16 protein-coding genes are annotated in these 16,158 nt (G+C 42.8%); 8 read left to right on the forward strand and 8 right to left on the reverse strand.

Features of this window, described 5'->3' with window-relative positions; genetic code table 11:
* Positions 1-15: 15 nt before the first annotated feature.
* Complete coding sequence (locus ACTHPA_RS12935) at positions 16-1,230, reverse strand: MFS transporter (protein ID WP_440500758.1); 1,215 nt, start codon at positions 1,228-1,230, stop codon at positions 16-18.
* Between the two features lie 122 nt (positions 1,231-1,352).
* Between ACTHPA_RS12935 and ACTHPA_RS12940 the strand changes: the two genes are divergently transcribed.
* Positions 1,353-3,077, forward strand: a complete 1,725-nt coding sequence (locus ACTHPA_RS12940) for an ABC transporter substrate-binding protein (protein ID WP_440500759.1) — start codon at positions 1,353-1,355, stop codon at positions 3,075-3,077.
* 141 nt (positions 3,078-3,218) lie between these two features.
* Here the strand turns inward: ACTHPA_RS12940 and ACTHPA_RS12945 are convergent, their stop codons facing one another.
* Both ACTHPA_RS12945 and ACTHPA_RS12950 read right to left on the reverse strand, forming a co-directional pair.
* Positions 3,219-3,710: a DUF1456 family protein gene (locus ACTHPA_RS12945; protein ID WP_440500760.1), complete on the reverse strand. Its 492-nt coding sequence runs from the start codon at positions 3,708-3,710 to the stop codon at positions 3,219-3,221.
* A gap of 137 nt (positions 3,711-3,847) precedes the next feature.
* The gene (locus ACTHPA_RS12950) at positions 3,848-4,612 is read right to left on the reverse strand and encodes an SH3 domain-containing protein (RefSeq protein ID WP_440500762.1); all 765 of its coding nucleotides are present in this window, start codon (positions 4,610-4,612) and stop codon (positions 3,848-3,850) included.
* A gap of 224 nt (positions 4,613-4,836) precedes the next feature.
* Between ACTHPA_RS12950 and ACTHPA_RS12955 the strand changes: the two genes are divergently transcribed.
* Positions 4,837-5,664: an STAS domain-containing protein gene (locus ACTHPA_RS12955; RefSeq protein ID WP_440500764.1), complete on the forward strand. Its 828-nt coding sequence runs from the start codon at positions 4,837-4,839 to the stop codon at positions 5,662-5,664.
* Between the two features lie 208 nt (positions 5,665-5,872).
* Entirely contained in the window at positions 5,873-6,910 is a 1,038-nt protein-coding gene (locus ACTHPA_RS12960) for a hypothetical protein (RefSeq protein WP_440500765.1), read from the forward strand.
* A 73-nt stretch (positions 6,911-6,983) separates the two neighbouring features.
* Here the strand turns inward: ACTHPA_RS12960 and ACTHPA_RS12965 are convergent, their stop codons facing one another.
* Together ACTHPA_RS12965 and gltS are read right to left on the reverse strand one after the other, a co-directional pair.
* Entirely contained in the window at positions 6,984-8,000 is a 1,017-nt protein-coding gene (locus ACTHPA_RS12965) for an N-acetyltransferase family protein (RefSeq protein ID WP_440500767.1), read from the reverse strand.
* Positions 8,001-8,268: 268 nt separating this feature from the next.
* Positions 8,269-9,459, reverse strand: a complete 1,191-nt coding sequence (gene gltS / locus ACTHPA_RS12970) for a sodium/glutamate symporter (protein ID WP_440500768.1) — start codon at positions 9,457-9,459, stop codon at positions 8,269-8,271.
* A 332-nt stretch (positions 9,460-9,791) separates the two neighbouring features.
* Between gltS and ACTHPA_RS12975 the strand changes: the two genes are divergently transcribed.
* The 5 genes from ACTHPA_RS12975 to ACTHPA_RS12995 all read left to right on the forward strand — a co-directional run bounded on the left by ACTHPA_RS12975 (position 9,792) and on the right by ACTHPA_RS12995 (position 12,408).
* Positions 9,792-10,412: an NUDIX hydrolase gene (locus tag ACTHPA_RS12975; RefSeq protein ID WP_440500769.1), complete on the forward strand. Its 621-nt coding sequence runs from the start codon at positions 9,792-9,794 to the stop codon at positions 10,410-10,412.
* A gap of 168 nt (positions 10,413-10,580) precedes the next feature.
* Positions 10,581-10,844, forward strand: a complete 264-nt coding sequence (locus ACTHPA_RS12980; RefSeq protein ID WP_440500770.1) for a hypothetical protein — start codon at positions 10,581-10,583, stop codon at positions 10,842-10,844.
* Positions 10,845-11,161: 317 nt separating this feature from the next.
* On the forward strand, positions 11,162-11,371 hold the full coding sequence (locus tag ACTHPA_RS12985) for a hypothetical protein (protein WP_440500771.1): 210 nt from the start codon (positions 11,162-11,164) through the stop codon (positions 11,369-11,371).
* 125 nt (positions 11,372-11,496) lie between these two features.
* Positions 11,497-11,934 (forward strand): universal stress protein, encoded by a 438-nt coding sequence (locus ACTHPA_RS12990; RefSeq protein ID WP_440500772.1) that lies wholly within the window; start codon positions 11,497-11,499, stop codon positions 11,932-11,934.
* Between the two features lie 273 nt (positions 11,935-12,207).
* The gene (locus ACTHPA_RS12995) at positions 12,208-12,408 is read left to right on the forward strand and encodes a cold-shock protein (RefSeq protein ID WP_440500774.1); all 201 of its coding nucleotides are present in this window, start codon (positions 12,208-12,210) and stop codon (positions 12,406-12,408) included.
* 127 nt (positions 12,409-12,535) lie between these two features.
* On the opposite strand, the gene ACTHPA_RS13000 is transcribed toward ACTHPA_RS12995, so the two are convergent.
* The 3 genes from ACTHPA_RS13000 to ACTHPA_RS13010 all read right to left on the reverse strand — a co-directional run bounded on the left by ACTHPA_RS13000 (position 12,536) and on the right by ACTHPA_RS13010 (position 16,147).
* Positions 12,536-13,117, reverse strand: coding sequence for a protein-L-isoaspartate(D-aspartate) O-methyltransferase (locus ACTHPA_RS13000; protein ID WP_440500775.1), 582 nt, complete (start codon positions 13,115-13,117; stop codon positions 12,536-12,538).
* A gap of 464 nt (positions 13,118-13,581) precedes the next feature.
* A complete protein-coding gene (locus tag ACTHPA_RS13005) occupies positions 13,582-14,502 on the reverse strand; it encodes an MBL fold metallo-hydrolase (protein ID WP_440500776.1) in 921 nt (306 codons plus the stop codon).
* 364 nt (positions 14,503-14,866) lie between these two features.
* Entirely contained in the window at positions 14,867-16,147 is a 1,281-nt protein-coding gene (locus ACTHPA_RS13010; RefSeq protein ID WP_440500778.1) for an amidohydrolase, read from the reverse strand.
* Between the last annotated feature and the right edge of the window lie 11 nt (positions 16,148-16,158).

Raw genomic sequence — 16,158 nt, forward strand, 5'->3', positions numbered from 1 at the left:
GAGCAGACCTCTCTCTCATACAAGCTTCTTAAAAGGATGAAAGAACAACCGAACGAAAAGCACAATAAAAATACACATCGAAATGAAAAACAAAATTCGTATCGGTAACCATTCCGCCCATAGGCCGGCAATGAATAGACCTAACGGAAGGGTTAACTTCATTAACATGGATGAGGTTCCCGCGACTCTTCCAAGTAAATGATTCGGTGTGAATTCCTGGCGAATTGTAAAGTAGACGATATTGGAAAGTGTCGTTGAGAACGTCCGGATCGCAAGGGAGATGCCGATTGTCCACCACGTCTGTGCGAACAACAGCAAGCACATGGAGAGAATGTCAAAGACGAGCGAGTATGTATAAATGACGCCACGGCCGAAACGTTTGCGGATCCTGCTGATGACGCTTGCGCCGATCAGTCCGCCGATTGCAGAGATTGTAAACATGAAACCGACTTGCTTGGAATCGGCACCGAGCTGATCTGTGGCAAAGAAGATGAGGACGCCTATGACGAGACTGGATGCGAAATTACTGAAAAGCACCGTGATGGTTGGTGTTAATAGAATTTTATTGTTAAATAGCTCGACGATCCCCTCCTTCATATCCTTCCAGATTGAATGCGACGAGTCCTCCCGTTTCGCAGTTGGAGGGACATTCAAAAATTGCATGAATACGTACATGATCAATAGACAAACAAGGTAAATCGTTAACGTCGACGTATAGGAAAATACGGCGATCAGTACACCTGCAATCCCCGGGCCAATCATCCGTATCAGCGTATCAATGAATGACAGCTTGGCATTTGCTGATGTCAGCTGGTCCTTGGAAACGATTTGGGGAAGTACTGAGTGATTGGCATTACCGAACGTATACCCCGCAGAGGACAAGACAAAGCCGAGGATGTATAAATGCCACAGTTCAATATGATTTGTCAGCAGCAACGTGACGATTCCACACATTGAAACCACTTGAATGAAGCTTGTCCACACCATCATTGTCTTCCGATTTAGCCGGTCGACTAGCGCCCCTGCAAGCATTCCTAAAAAGATATTCGGAAAAAATTCAATCGCCCGCATCATGCTCATCGCCAATGCGGATCTGCTTAGATCGTAAATTAGCAATGGAATCGCAATGCTATACATTTGCATTCCAAAACTCGCTATCGTGGAGCTCCCCCATAACAGCATGAAATTCCTATTTTTAAACAGTGAAAGCTCTGAAGCAACTGCCTTCATTTTCATCCCTCCGATTGTTCTGCCGCATAGAAGAAGTGTAGAATAAGAAAAGGTGCATTAAAAGTGTCCGTAAATTATTTTACAGTTCACCTTTTATCGAACTGGATGAAGGAGGATGGCTTGTGAAGTATGTGGATCATTTGCTTGAATTGACGAAGCATTTTGCAGAAGGCATTGAAGAGGAAACATCAGTCTCCTCTCTTGCTGCTATTTTGAATTGTTCGGAACGACATGTGAAAACGGTTGTGAACGTATTGCATAGCGAAGGGGCCATCAAGTGGATTACGCAAAAGGGGAGAGGGAAGAAGCCGAAAATCACAATCCGGTTTACAAGAGACGAAATTTTATTGAACCAGACAAAAGAGATGGTTCGGGCTGGGCGATATCAGGATGCGTTTTCGCTTGTGGAATCAATGGGGGAGCAAGGGAAAAAGAAGTTTCAACAATGGTTTACCAAAGATTTAGGGCTCGCACACCAAACGGAAAATAATCAGGACTTGGATATTTTACGCTATCCGTTTTATGAAACAAGATTGGTCATGGATCCCATGAGGATTATTTCCCGTCACGATGGCCATATGGTACAGCAATTATTTGATCGACTTGTCGAATACGATGCCGAAACTAACGAGTTAACGCCGGGCATTGCTCATCATTGGGAGACGAAAGACGGGAAACAATGGACGTTTTATCTTCATAAAGGAATCACTTTCCATCATGGGAGGGAGTGTACTTCCTCAGACGTCAAGTCAACGTTCGATAGGTTAATGGAGGAAACATGGCTTTTTGCGAATATCGAAAGGGTGGACGCTTATAGTCGGACCGTTGTTCATTTCATTTTAAAAGAAGTGGATTTTTTATTCCCACGCATGTTGGCGGGGGTAAAGGCTTCTATCGTACCGATTGAGATAGTCAACGACAATCCCGAGAAATTTAAAGAATTCCCTGTCGGCAGCGGTCCGTATCGATTGACGCAGAATGATGAAAATATCATTAGGTTAGAAGTAAATCAATCGTATTTTTCAGCTAGGCCTTGGCTGGATGAAATACATATTATTAAAACGCCTTCTCATTATGAAGAGGAAGCAATTCATCCATTTGTATTAAAAGCTCCTGATGCTACTTGGAAACAAGTAAAGCGAATGGAGGATGGAGCGAGTTACGTTATGTTTAACTGTTTGAAAGAGGGACCATTTCAGCAAGAAGCCCTTCGGCAGGCGATTTGCACGAGACTTCAACCGGAGAAAATTCGAAACGAAGGGCTGGATAATGAAGTTGCGGCGGTGAGCTTTCTATCTAGCCATTCCCAAAACGCTAGTTTGAATAAAATCAGTGGGAAAATTCGTTATGAAGGCCCCCCGCTACAAATTGCCGCACAGCAAATTCGACCGGGTGCTAATCATGAGAAGGCGGCAAACCATTTGCAAACCGAACTGCTTAAAATGGGGATTGAGTCGACAGTCGATGTAGTTGATATTCATCAAATCGTCAGTGATGAAAGCATGGCAACCTATGACCTGTTTGTAGGAGGAATTGCATTAGGGAAAGACCGTTTATTATCCCTGCTTACTGCCTTGCAGTCCAATGAGCTCGTAATCTATTCGTGTTTGAACGAGCAGATGAAGAGTACTGTAGATGAGAAAGTCAGGGCAATCAGAAGTGCTCAAGCAGAATCTGCGCGGTGGGATACTTACTTTGAACTCGAATCGGTTTTGAAGTCGAATTATGCAATTTTCTTTTGCAATCACCGTTTCCACACGGTCTATGAGCCGAAAGAAAACCCTTATGTCAACATTGAACTTAATAGCCACGGAAGAGTGGACTATCGGAAAGTTTGGAGGAAATAATGATCGGACTCAATGACGGTCTTTTCGATTATGATTCTCTAGCGATAATTCGATTTTATATCGACGATGTAAATGAGTTCCGACAGAAAAGTGCCTGGTACAAACGCAATTCGAAATTGCATCAGTAGCAGGCACCTTGCATTAGGCCCTATATTTTAAAGCTAATCCTTTTAAGAAGTTCCTGGCGTATCGATCCATGCACGGTTTATAATTCTTGTGCCCTTCTTTCCTCAATACAGCGCTTAATTCTCCTTTGGATATAATGACTCCTGCATCTTCTAAAATATCAAGCATATCCTCACTTGTTAACGCGAGTGCTATTTTTACTTTCTTTAGTAGGATATTATTAACATTTTCATTCGTCATGATCGATCCTGCTTGACCTTGAGGTTGTCCTGGTTTTGGATCTTGTTTTCCTCTTTTATAGATAATGAGGCCATTTAGAAATGAATCCAACATTTGATTCGTACACTTCATTTGTAATTCATTTTCAGCTTCATCCTCCTTTGTAAGCAACAGCAATATATCTTCTTTTGTCACTTCAATGCCGCCAAGTTTAAAAATGTCTACCATCTCAGTATTCTTAAAATCTAAAGCGTATCGTAATCGGATCAGTATATCATTATTATTCATTTGTGTAGACCTCCTGAATTGAGTGCTGCAAGTACAAATCAACTTCGGTTTTGTGTGTTGCTATTGTTATTTGATCGAGTTAAGCCTAATAATAGCACACAACAATAAAATTTATTTAAATGGCAAATCACGACTTCCTATTTCCCTTCCTTCACAGACACCAACTCCGTAAAAATCTTGCCATTTTTATCCGCGATTTTTAGGACTCCAATCCCTTTTGCGAAATAAACTCTCGAGCCGCTTGGATAACGGAGAATGACGACGTTCTTAAATGTGCCGGCTTTCACGGTTACTGTTTTCGTCGTGCTTTCAACCAACACCTTTTGCTCCTCAAACATCAGAGACGAATCGATTGTAGCAGCCCCTTGTTTCAATGGCAGGGGAACGTTGATGAAGATGAAGTCGGAACTTGATACACCCATCAGCAGTCTTTTTTTGTCTTCAATATAAGTAAAGTTCGATAAGTCCGGATAAAGGGGACTCTTTTTATTATATAAGAAGGTGTATTCATCATCTTTTTTGACAGTAAACGTCTCTCTCTTCTCTTCTAAGAACGATGGTTCGTACGTAAGAATCAGCCCTTCTGTAGGTGTCAAGCCACCGGCAACCGTCGTTGAAGCGGCTTTCGGGTTTTGCTTGGATAACGCAGATGTATACACATATCCCTTATTTTTGCCGGCTTGTACATAGGACCATCCGTTTGAAGAAGACAAAACCGTTACTTTCGAGTGGTTTTGAATCGTTCCGATCTTTTTAGCATTTTGTTTCGGTTCTACACGAAGGATAATGTCATTTTTTGCATGTACATACATTTCGGTTTTCGCTGCTACGCTTGTATGCAGAGGAACGGCGTATGAACAACCAAGTATGAACACCAGTAGTGCTGACAATATTTTTTTCATTTGGACCACTCCTTTCGATAGTTACTATTTACGAGGTTATGAAGCGAGTGTTGAAAATAGTACTTATTGAGCCCATAGCGATTGAATGGAATTGCTGCCCGAAACTGGTGTTGTAAAATATTGCAAAAAGAATATTCAAAAAAGTGTAAAATGTGTTATGATACATTACATATAGCTAATAATTCGCTTCAGTAAACATCAGGGGTAGTGGGGGGAAAGAAAAAATGTCGGAAAACAGGAAACTACATGATTTATTAATGAGTAAGGCAGAACAAATGACGGAAGAGTGGTATGAAAAACTAGATAAAAGTGATCCATCTGGCGTATATTCTTCTACCGATCCTATAGAGATTGAGAAATTGAAAGGGCAGAATTTTGCGTTCCACGAAAATGCTTTTCGAATTTTGATTGAAGAAGAATCTGAAGTGATGAAGCGGATGGAAAGTTGGATTTTGGAGACGACGAGCGACCCTGAACTTGTAAACACACCGATTGAATTTATCATAAGAGAGTTTATGAGAACGCGGAATGTGTATTTTGGTTTCATTAAAGAGTTTATCAATGCGAATAAAGAGTCGATGACCATTGAATCCGCTTTACATTATTATGAACTGATCATTAAAATAACGGATCAGGCGATTGTTTGGTATACACATGAGAGGAACAGATATTTAAAAGAAAAACTGCGATTTCAAAATGACGTTATAAATGAATTAAGTTCTCCTGTCATTGTGATAAGTGATCACACAGCCTTGCTTCCGATTATTGGAGAGTTAGATGCTGACCGAGCGCTATTACTTATGGAGAACACATTGGAGCAATGTGTGGCTAAAGGGATAAGCAATCTGTATATAGATTTGTCTGGTATGGTTATGATGGATAATATAGTTGCACGACAGCTATCTGGGCTCATCCAGTCTTTGGAGTTGATAGGTGTCGAAACAACATTGTCCGGTATCAGACCGGAAACTGCCTTGATGGCGATACAGTTAGGGATTTCTTTCGAAAATGTACGAATCACTTCAAAACTATCACAAGCGATACAACAATGATACTAAGTGTCCAACACCGCCCAAGGTAAAGGGTTGGTGTTTTTTCATGGAAAAAATCGTACCCGTTTGCGGGAAATGAGATTTACTTAGAAAGTGAGAACTACAAGACCTGCAAATCCTATACTATTTTGAAACTTCTTGACAATCCTGTCCGTATACCGAGTAATGCGATCTTGTCGTTTTCATAAAAATGAATGGGGAGATGAGAATGGTCAAAAGGATAATCATAGGGGGATTCGCTGCGATTGTGATTTTACTTGCGGGATGTGAGGAGGAAGAGAAGGCGGTTGCTGATTTGGTGGAGACGGAAATTGTGGAAGAGGTCGAAGCCCAACAAGAAGATGAAACGGTCGTCGATGAGTACTGGTCGCAGCCGATTGATTCGGAGATATGTCAGACAGTAGGGGAATGCCGTGATGTAGGGGATGAATATGGAAGCGAGCATTTTACTAGTTTTTCAGGAGCACTCAAACATTCAGACCAAATGTCGTATTTGAGGGTGAATACGGTAGAAGATGAATCTGATCTTGCATTTGCTGCGAATGATAAGGAAGTTGATAAATCGGTTATCGCCCGCTATGAAATAAATGAAGATGAAATCGTTTTGACAGAAGGCGAGGACGCGAGTATCTTCAAAGGCATCGCTGAACTTGTACATGCTTTGTTCGATCGGAGTAAAGTGAATCTGAAAGTTATTGATTTCCAAGAGAATGTGTACCCTCATGTCAATGTTTATGAGGGGAAATTGGGGATGCCTTCTAATATGGTCCCGCATTGGCTTCAGTCTGCCACGGTGGCAATACTGATTCATGAATATGGCCATTTGCTCACATGGAATGAAAGGGATTTTGTCATTTCGGATACGTGTCCAGCAGATCAATATCATTTGAAGTTTTATAAAGAGTGTTACAACGCTGACAGTTATATGACTCTCTACTATCAAGCCTTTTTGAAGGACTATGAGGAGTATTGGCTACAAGCTGGTTACAAAACTGTGGAAGAACGAATTGCTTTTTATGAGCAACATAAGGATTCCTTTGTGACAACGTATGCTACGGTACATCCTTTGGAAGATATTGCGGAGTCTTTTGCTTATTTTATGTTAACGCCCTACAATGACAGCCCTCAAACGGTGCCAGAAGAAAAGATTAACTTCTTTTATCAGTTTCCGGAACTGGTCGAGCACCGGGCGTTTGTCCTGAAGGAGTTGAAAGATCGAAAAGACAAGATGTGGTCTTTTTATTGAAATGAATTCCAGTCGTTTCAGGAAATATGAATACCACCCTTGGCAATTGTTGAACTCAAGGGTGGTTCACTACTTATTTAATGAATTGCTTCAGAATCCGGTAATGGCCTTTTCCAGGCACATAGCCTAAGCTTCGATTGATGGATTGCATCGGCGCATTATTTTCTTCGGAATCCGTCGTCATCGTATGTGCCCCTTCTTTTATCGCACAATCAATCGATAATAGTTTCAACGCTTTTGCAATTCCGCGTCCCCGATATGCTTTATGAACCCCCGTATAGTTTGTATACAGCACTCCCTCTTCTTCTGTGGTGAACAATTGAGTGACTCCCACGAAACGCTCTCCGTCCAATGCGATAAAAACCCAGTCGTTGCGCGAGGTGTCTTCCGGCAAAAACTCTTTTCGCCATTGTTCAATCGGCGGAAGGCTTCCGTATTGTCCCGGATTATCTTTCGCTGTTTCCACGCACAACTCATACAATTTTTGCTCCAAATCTTCTCCTTGCAGCTCCGCTAAAGTTTTGAATTGAATGCCCGACCTTTTTACCTGTTCTACTAAATTTTCATGATTCGCCAGGTCAGTAGAGCGAAGGTCAAGATGTAAATCAAACACATGCGCATCCAGTGTAAATCCCCGTTTTTGAACAAAGGGAAGGGAGGCATCAATCCAATCATGGACAGTGGATAAAAGGATGGATGCTTGCTGTTCCTTTGCCCAGTTTTCAATATGGGCGAGAAGCAAACCGCCTACCCCTTGTCCACGATAATCGGGATGAACACAGAACGTACTTCCGACCTGACCGGGGTCTGTCCACGGCGCACGAAACGCTGCACCATACCCGATGATTACCCCTTCTCCGTTTTCCGCCACAACTCTTGTTCTACCGAAACCGACCAAGAGGCCATTTTCATTACACTTCAGATTGGAAGCGGTTGGAATATGCCGGTCTTCCTCCTCGAGGGATTGAGCTGTTGTGGAATTGGGTTCCAAGATGTTGAAGAGATTGGCAACTTGCGTATAATCTTCTGGGACTTTCATGTCACGAAGTTTGGCAACGCTAATAATTTCATTTGATTCCATTAAGGACATATTCAACCTTCTCCCCTTTGTAAATCACTACTTATCACTAATTTTACAATAATCAATCAAATTATACTATATCTATAAACTAGTCATCATTCAATAGTCTATTAGAGTACCAAAATCGCGTGCCTGTGCAAGGAGCAAATCAGTTAATTCACTACAATTGCATAAATAAAAAGAAGAAGCTGTAATGAACAGCTTCTTCTTTGTTGCACTGAATTTTTATGCGAATTGGTTGAATTGTCGTGAATGTTTCTTGCACAGGCACCGCAAATTATTTAGGTGCCAGCATGTTAATAGTTGTGATGATGATTGGTGCGCTGAAGATGACGTCCATTAGAAACGCGCCGACGATCGGGACTACTAGAAACGCTGTGCGCGAAGGGCCGAACTTATTGACAGTGGCTCCCATATTGGCCATCGCGTTTGGTGTGGCACCGAGGCCATGCCCAAGGAAGCCTGAAATCATGACCGCTGCATCATAATCCTTGCCGAGCGCGCGGAACATGATGAATACGGAGAAGCCGACAATGAAGACCACTTGGACGAGGATAATGCCGACGAGCGGAAGCGCAAGGCCCGCAAGTTCCCATAGTTTAATGCTCATGAGCGCCATGGATAGGAAGATGGCGAGTGACACATCTCCGATCAAGTTGATTTCCTTCATGTTAACGGTTCCAGGAAGGAAACGGTCCACGATATTTCGGATGAGCACCGCGACGAACATCGCGCCTATGTAAGCGGGCAATACGAAGCCTGTTGCTTCTGTGAACATGTCGCCAAGGATTGTCCCGCCTGCCATCGATAACGTGATCATCGTTACTTGAACCATGAAAGAATGCTGGGCGATCGGCTTTTCATCTTTTTCTACATACTCTGTCACATTGCCTTCTTTCGGCTTTAGGTTATACTTGCCAATCAAACGCCGTGCGACAGGACCGCCTGACAGGCTGCCGCAGATGAGTCCGAGTGTTGCTGCAGCCATCCCGATCGTCACAGCGGATGTGGTGCCGAGATCCTCGATCGTCTGCCCGTATGCAGCCGCCCCTCCGTGTCCACCGCTCATTGACACGGCGCCGCTCATGACGCCGAGCAGCGGATCGATATTAAAGACTTTCGCAAGAGAGACGCCGATAACATTCTGCATGAAAACGGTTACGCCGCACAGTAACAAATAGATGATCAATAGCTTTCCGCCAAGCTTGATCAGCTTAAAACTTGCGCCGAGACCAACTGTTGTGAAAAAGGCGATCATGAATATGGATTGCAAGGAAGTATCCAATGAAATTTCCACAATGCCTGTAGATTTCAAAATGAGCGCGACAATCGCGAATAACAGACCGCCAACGACTGGCGCAGGAATGAGAAATCGGTCAAGGATGCCGATCCGGTTGACAAGCATCGTGCCGAGCAGGTACAGTGCTGCTGCTAGAAATAATGTTGTTATCTGGTTGAGTTCCATCATGCAATTTCACCTTTCCTTTACGTTGAGAGGATGATTTAATAATGCTATTTCCCTCTCCCTTAAACAGGCCGGAGTCACTGGTTCGAGGACGAATCCTGAGGGTCTTATCTGAGTAAGATACCCTTTGTGGAATGAAACACACTTGGCCCATTATAAAAATGTAACAAATCTATAGGCAACTTGGAACCGTATAGTGATATAAAATTGTCTTGGCAATTGTCTTGAAATTCATACATAACACTACGACCATCTCTTCATGATTACTGGAAATGATGAAAAGTAAGTTATAATAAGTACTAGAAAAGGCTTGCAGAAGATAGGGGGATGATTTCATGAATGAAGAAAAATGGAAAGAAAAGTTGAGGACCAATAAAGAGTTATTTATTGGCGAAGCGACAGCTTTCCGTTCGGCTGTTTTAATTCCACTTGTCGAAGTGGAAGGGGAATGGTGTGTATTGTTCGAAATCCGTTCGTCTATAATGAGGAGCCAACCTGGGGATATTTGCTTTCCTGGCGGTCGAATTGACCCAACTGACGAATCGCCTCTTTTCGCGGCTTTACGGGAAACGCATGAAGAGCTTGGGGTGAACCCCGATACTGTGAAAGTTTTGGGATCGCTAAGTCCTTACATTGCATCTCCGTCATTTGTAGTCTATCCGTTTGTGGGAATCGTAAATTATAAGGAAATTATTCGATCTTACAATACATCTGAGGTGGAAGAAGTGTTCACCGTGCCGCTTCACTATCTGCTCGATCACGAGCCGTATATGCATTCGGTTATTGTACACCCCTCGCCCGATTCGAATTTTCCTTTCGAGAAAATCAGGAATGGCGCGAACTACAAATGGAGGGGCCGAGCGATAGAAGAATGGTTTTTTGAGTATGGCTCTTATACGATTTGGGGACTGACGGCGAGGATCTTAAAGCACTTTATTGAAATTATCCGTAAATAAATTAGATGAAATATATTGCTCTTCATCAAATAAATAAATTCGCTCCGCATTGTTGTTTTCGCTTTGATTTCATCGGCAAATAGATATAAAATAAACTACTGTACTTCAATGATTTGCAGAAGACGTTTGAACTGGTATAAAGAATAGTTATTGTAGTGGAGGCTAATTATGGATTATAGAATCAGTAACAAGCAAGTATTTGAACAAGCACAACTGCGCTCGGTTTCGGATGTACCGTTAACTGAGGAGGAACTTCAAAACGGCATGCAGCTTGCGATATCCAAGAAGGATAATACCCTTGCGTTATATTTGGTCGAGGTAGAAGGGCATAAGAAATTCGAAGTTCGTTGGGATGATTCGCACGAATTTTTCACCGGCTGGTATTCCGCTTGGGAAAATTTCACTTGGTGCCTAAATATCGCAGGCAACTGACTTTAAGAGAAACTGGGCTGAAAGCTAATCAGCCATATAATGCAATTGAAAGGCTCCGCTGGTTGTTATTGACTGGCGGAGTTTTTGTGTGTCATCGAAAGGATTTCGAATGTAGTAGCTTAACCGTTTCCTATATGGGTATTTGTAGACAAGCTACGCAAAACAGAATCCGTCTTTCCATCCTGTTGACGATGGAGGGTGAGAAGTATTTTATTGAAATTATCCGTTAAAATTTCAGATGAGGTGGTATGATAGGAGTAAGAAAAGTGTGAAAGTCATTGCCATGTAGCAAAACAGGGGATTAGGAGGGACAAAGGATGGGTTTTCTGAAACTCAAATTGTATATTGAGTTGATGTCCATTGCTTTCGGTGTAGTAGGTATGCTGTATATCGTACCTATGCAAATTATTGTCGAAGGACAACCGAGAATCTTAACGGTCACTATTCTTATGTTCCTATGGTTCATCATTATGAGTCATAACATTACTTTTTATGAGCTATTGGACAAATGGTTTAAGAAGAAATAGACACATTAAAAAATCCGAGTTTTGTAATTAATTTGTCGAAATTTGTGGACCTTTTTCGTTAGGAAGGAAGGAAATGCTCCATATCTGTCGAAGTAGTCGATATGAATAGGAATGGAGTGAGAAGTATGTCATTGGTGTACAAACAAATAATCGTCGCAATAGATGGATCTAAAGAGTCGGAAAAGGCTTTCAAAAAGGCGGTAGCTATTGCTCATCGTAACGGGGCCGCATTGAATTTGGTCAACATCGTCGATACACGATCGTATTCTTCAGTTGAGGCTTATGACCGTTCGATCGCTGAAAGAACCTATAAATCTGCTGAGGAAATGCTGCACAACTACAAAGCGGAAGCTGTTCAAGCAGGTGTGCAAGCAGTCAATGTGATTGTCGATTATGGCTCGCCGAAAAAAATGATTGCAACGGACCTGCCGAACAAACTGAATGCAGATCTAATTATTTGTGGAGCGACAGGATTAAATGCAGTTGAACGCTTCGTCATGGGCAGCGTCTCTGAAAATATTGTCCGCTCCGCAAAATGTGACGTACTTGTCATCCGTGAATAGAAGTTCAAAAAAGCACGCGGCACCCGGGCAATTTCAAATTTCGGGTGTCTGGTGCTTTTATAAGCGATCTTTCAAGCATTCGTATGGCTTTGAAAGAATTAGCAGTCGTACTATTTGCTATTTAATCTAATACCTGTTATTATAAAGAAGAATTATTTTTGTTCTAATTCAGATTGAAAATATATTTTGTCTGAATATATTTTGCTTTTCGTCTAAGGTTTTGAGCAAGGATAGTATCACATGTGTGGAAGACCGCACTAGGAGGCAATTAATATGGAACAAGGTACAGTTAAGTGGTTCAATGCAGAAAAAGGTTTTGGTTTTATCGAGCGTGAAGGTGGAGAAGACGTATTCGTACATTTCTCTGCAATCCAAGGCGACGGTTTCAAAACTTTAGACGAAGGTCAAAGTGTAACTTTTGAAGTTGAACAAGGACAACGTGGCCTACAAGCTACTAACGTTCAAAAAGCTTAATTTTAGCTGGAAAAAGACCCTACTTGTTAGGGTCTTTTTTGTGTACATAAATTATGGAATGGAGTGGATATTGGTGCGAGAACAGTTGTCGTTTTTTCTAACGATGGGATAATTGGTAGCTCACACTTTATTCGTACTTCCCCTTTAAGGGAACAAACCTCACTTCTTCCAACACTGTCGAATGAATTTCTCCGTGCTCCTCTTTTTCCAAAAGCAACAGTTCCTGATGAAGTGTTGTTCCAACTGGAATGATCATTTTTCCACCGATCGCTAATTGATCCATAAGCTCGCGTGGCACTTGGGCAGCGGCGGCAGTTACCATGATTCGGTTATAGGGAGCGTGTTCTTCCCAACCGGCGCTGCCGTCATCCAGTTTGAAATGGATGTTCGTGAAATCGGCTTTAGCCAATCTTTCTTTCGCCCGTTCGTGCAAAGGAGCAATTCGTTCAATCGTATAAACGGAGTTCGAGAAGGCTGCTAGTAGTGCGGTCTGAAAGCCGGATCCTGTTCCGATTTCCAGCACTTTAGAATCTGGCTGCAAATCGAGGGCCAATGTCATTTCGAGCACGAGGGAAGGCTGGGAGATGGTTTGTTCATGCCCGATTGGAATGGCCTCGTCCATGTATGCAAATTCCTTCAGTTCATCCATGAAAAAGGCACGATCTAGTTTTTGAAAATAGGTAACGATGTCTTCGTTTTGGTTGGCCATAGCATAGTGCCCCTTTGTAGAATAGTAGCTTACACTTGTCTTTTACTATTTCCTCTAAAGAGTATTGGCAAACAAGATTTGGAGTTCGTTCGAAACGGACATGTGAAGAACAAATAGTAATGATGTTTGACAAATGATCAACCAATTCCGCAATTGCATACCATCACTTTTCCAAATTAATAAATCTCCCAATAGAAAATTTGGTGCTATTATAATCAATCCACTTTTTCATTTCTCTTTCGACGGCCCTGTTTTGCCATTCAAACCAAATCCCTAAACATTCACTGCAATGACTTTCTACTCCGCTATTGTTATGTGAATCTTTGTAAGTAAAAAAGGTGATTTTGCGGCAGATATAGCAAAATACTTTCTTGTCTTCATAATACTTATTTGCCAAGGGAATCAACTCCACCATTTTTTACTCATTATTTCCAACTCCGATTCATTTAATTCAATCTAATTGCTTAGATCCACCAAGTTTCCCCGATAAGTAGTTTCCTTAATTGAGAAGCGTCCAATTGCAATCTGTTCCACTCGGCATCCAATCTTGAGATGGCTTCAGGGCCGGTGTCATCAGCCAAATGATAGGTCCCGTAATGCATCGGGATGAATGTTTGACCTTTCAACTCCAAAAAGGCCTTTACCGCATCTTCCGGGTTGATATGGCTGACTTTCATGAACCACTCCGGCTCATAGGCTCCGATAGGCATCAGCACAGTTTGAATATTGAACTTCTCTGCGATCTCTTTGAATCCGCGAAAATATCCCGTATCTCCAACAAAATAAATGGAATGCTTCTGATTTTCTATAATCCAGCCGCCCCAATGGGATGTATTCGTGTCAGTGAGTGTCCGTTTCACCCAATGCTGCGCTGGGACAAATGAGAAAGTCATGTTGGCCTGTTCGAACGAATCATACCAATTGGCCTCAATCACTTTTTCATACCCCCGCTTTTTGAAAGCCTGTCCCAACCCGATTGGAACGTAGAAGGTCGGATTTCCTTTTAATCTTTTGATCGTTGGAAAATCCAAATGATCATAATGTCCGTGGGAAATGAAGACGACATCGATTTCAGGCAGATCCATCATAGCAATCCCTGGTGCCGTCAGTCGTTTCTGAAAGCCCATACGATTGGCCCAGACAGGATCGGTAAGCATATTGAGGCCATTCATCTGAATGAAAAACGTGGAATGCCCAATCCATGTAATCGACGTGTCCATTCGATTGCTCTTTAGTTCTTCGATTTGCTTGTATGGTGCCTGCTCGATTCGGATGCTAAGATCCTTTTTATTAATCTTGCGCTCCTTCTGCCAACGGCGAAAATCTGTAAATGTTTTTGTCGTTTCCACTTCATCCAAATTTACAAAACGGTGCTTCCGTGACATGACATACCTCCATTGGTTGTAATTGCTACTATTTTAACACTCGACCCAGTCGCATTACAGAATGTCTGACTGCTGTTTAAGGTTTTAATTTTATCCAACAGTATCGTTCATTTCCAGTGAGTTATCGGTCATTTCCCGGAAGTTATCGGTCATTTCGCGAGAGTTATCGGTCAATGTCACAAAGTTATCGATCATTTCCCGAGTTTTATTGTCATTTCGTGACTTAGGACCTAACCAAATTTGCGCTCAATATCCGATTCTCGAAGTCGCAGAATCGAGCCACCAACGAAAACAATTTCACGACAATAAAAAAAGCCGTTCCATTCAAGATTTCTCTCGAATGGGACGGCTTCAAGTCGTTCATTTACTTTGAGTGGCTTAATTCCTTCGCTGCTGCAAATAAAATTTCGACAGCAGGGAGGAGGGAATCTTCGTTGATATCGAAACATTCGTGGTGATGGCCGGCAGCGAGGTCGGTGCCGAAAATGCAGTATGTTGCTTGGCCGCCACGCTTTTGGACCGCTTCCAAGAAGTAGGTGGCGTCTTCTGAACCTGCGTTTGCTTCACTCGTGACTTCCACTTGTTCAATGAAAGCGTGCTGCTCGGCGATGTTGGCTAATTTCTTTGCCAAGTCTTCGGAGCATTTGCAGCTGATCGCTTCCCCTGCAGTTTCGATCGAGTACTCGATGCCATACATTTGTGCAGCGCCTTTTACGATGTTTTCAACTTGTTCTTTCATATAGTTGTTCACTTCGCTTGTTTCCCCGCGTGTTTCAGCGATGAGAGTGGCGCGGTTGGCGATGACGTTTCTTCCTGATCCGGCGTGGAGTTCTCCCACGTTAATGCGAGAGTCCCCGCCGGAATGACGGCAAATGGCATGCATATTCAATGCGGCGCTTGCAGCGGCAAGCAATGCATTTTTGCCGACTTCCGGTTCACCACCTGCGTGAGCAGCTTTTCCTGTGAACGTAATATTTAACTTCGTTGTCGCAAGAAAGCCGTTATTTGAAGCGACGAAATGATGTTGCGGCACGCCGGTTCCGATATGGGAAGCGATGAAGAAGTCTGTATCGTCAACAACCCCTGCACGAGCCATCGCTTTTGCTCCGCGTGTGCCTTCTTCGGCTGGTTGGAAGATCAGCTTGATGACACCGCTTAGCTCATCTTGCTTTTCAGCTAACAAAGTAGCAAGTCCGAGGCCGATGGAAGTGTGTGCATCGTGTCCGCATGCATGCATGGAGCCTTCCGCAGTAGAACGGAATCCTTCGGTTGCAGGTGTATGGTGTGCCGCATCAGATTCTAAAATCGGTAATGCGTCCATGTCCACACGGAACGTAACAGTAGGGCCGGGACGTTTCGTATCGAGCGTTGCGACGATTCCGGTGAACCCTTCCTCAAAATAAGGGAGGAAGCGTTCCACAGCTCCGTTTTCTTTTGCCCATGCGACATGTTCTTTCGTTTTTGCAGCGTCGGGTTTCCCCATGCATTCGTCTGCTTTCATCACTTCTTTGCCGAGCTGTAAATCAAAACCTAAGGATTCTAATATGCTTGCTACGATGGATGCCGTACGTATTTCTAGAAAACCTTGTTCAGGAAATCGGTGGAAGTCACGTCTCCAGTTAATGAGTTGCTTTTCTAGTTGCATAATAATGCCTC

Source organism: Sporosarcina sp. SAFN-015 (assembly GCF_051966875.1).
Classification (GTDB): domain Bacteria; phylum Bacillota; class Bacilli; order Bacillales_A; family Planococcaceae; genus Sporosarcina.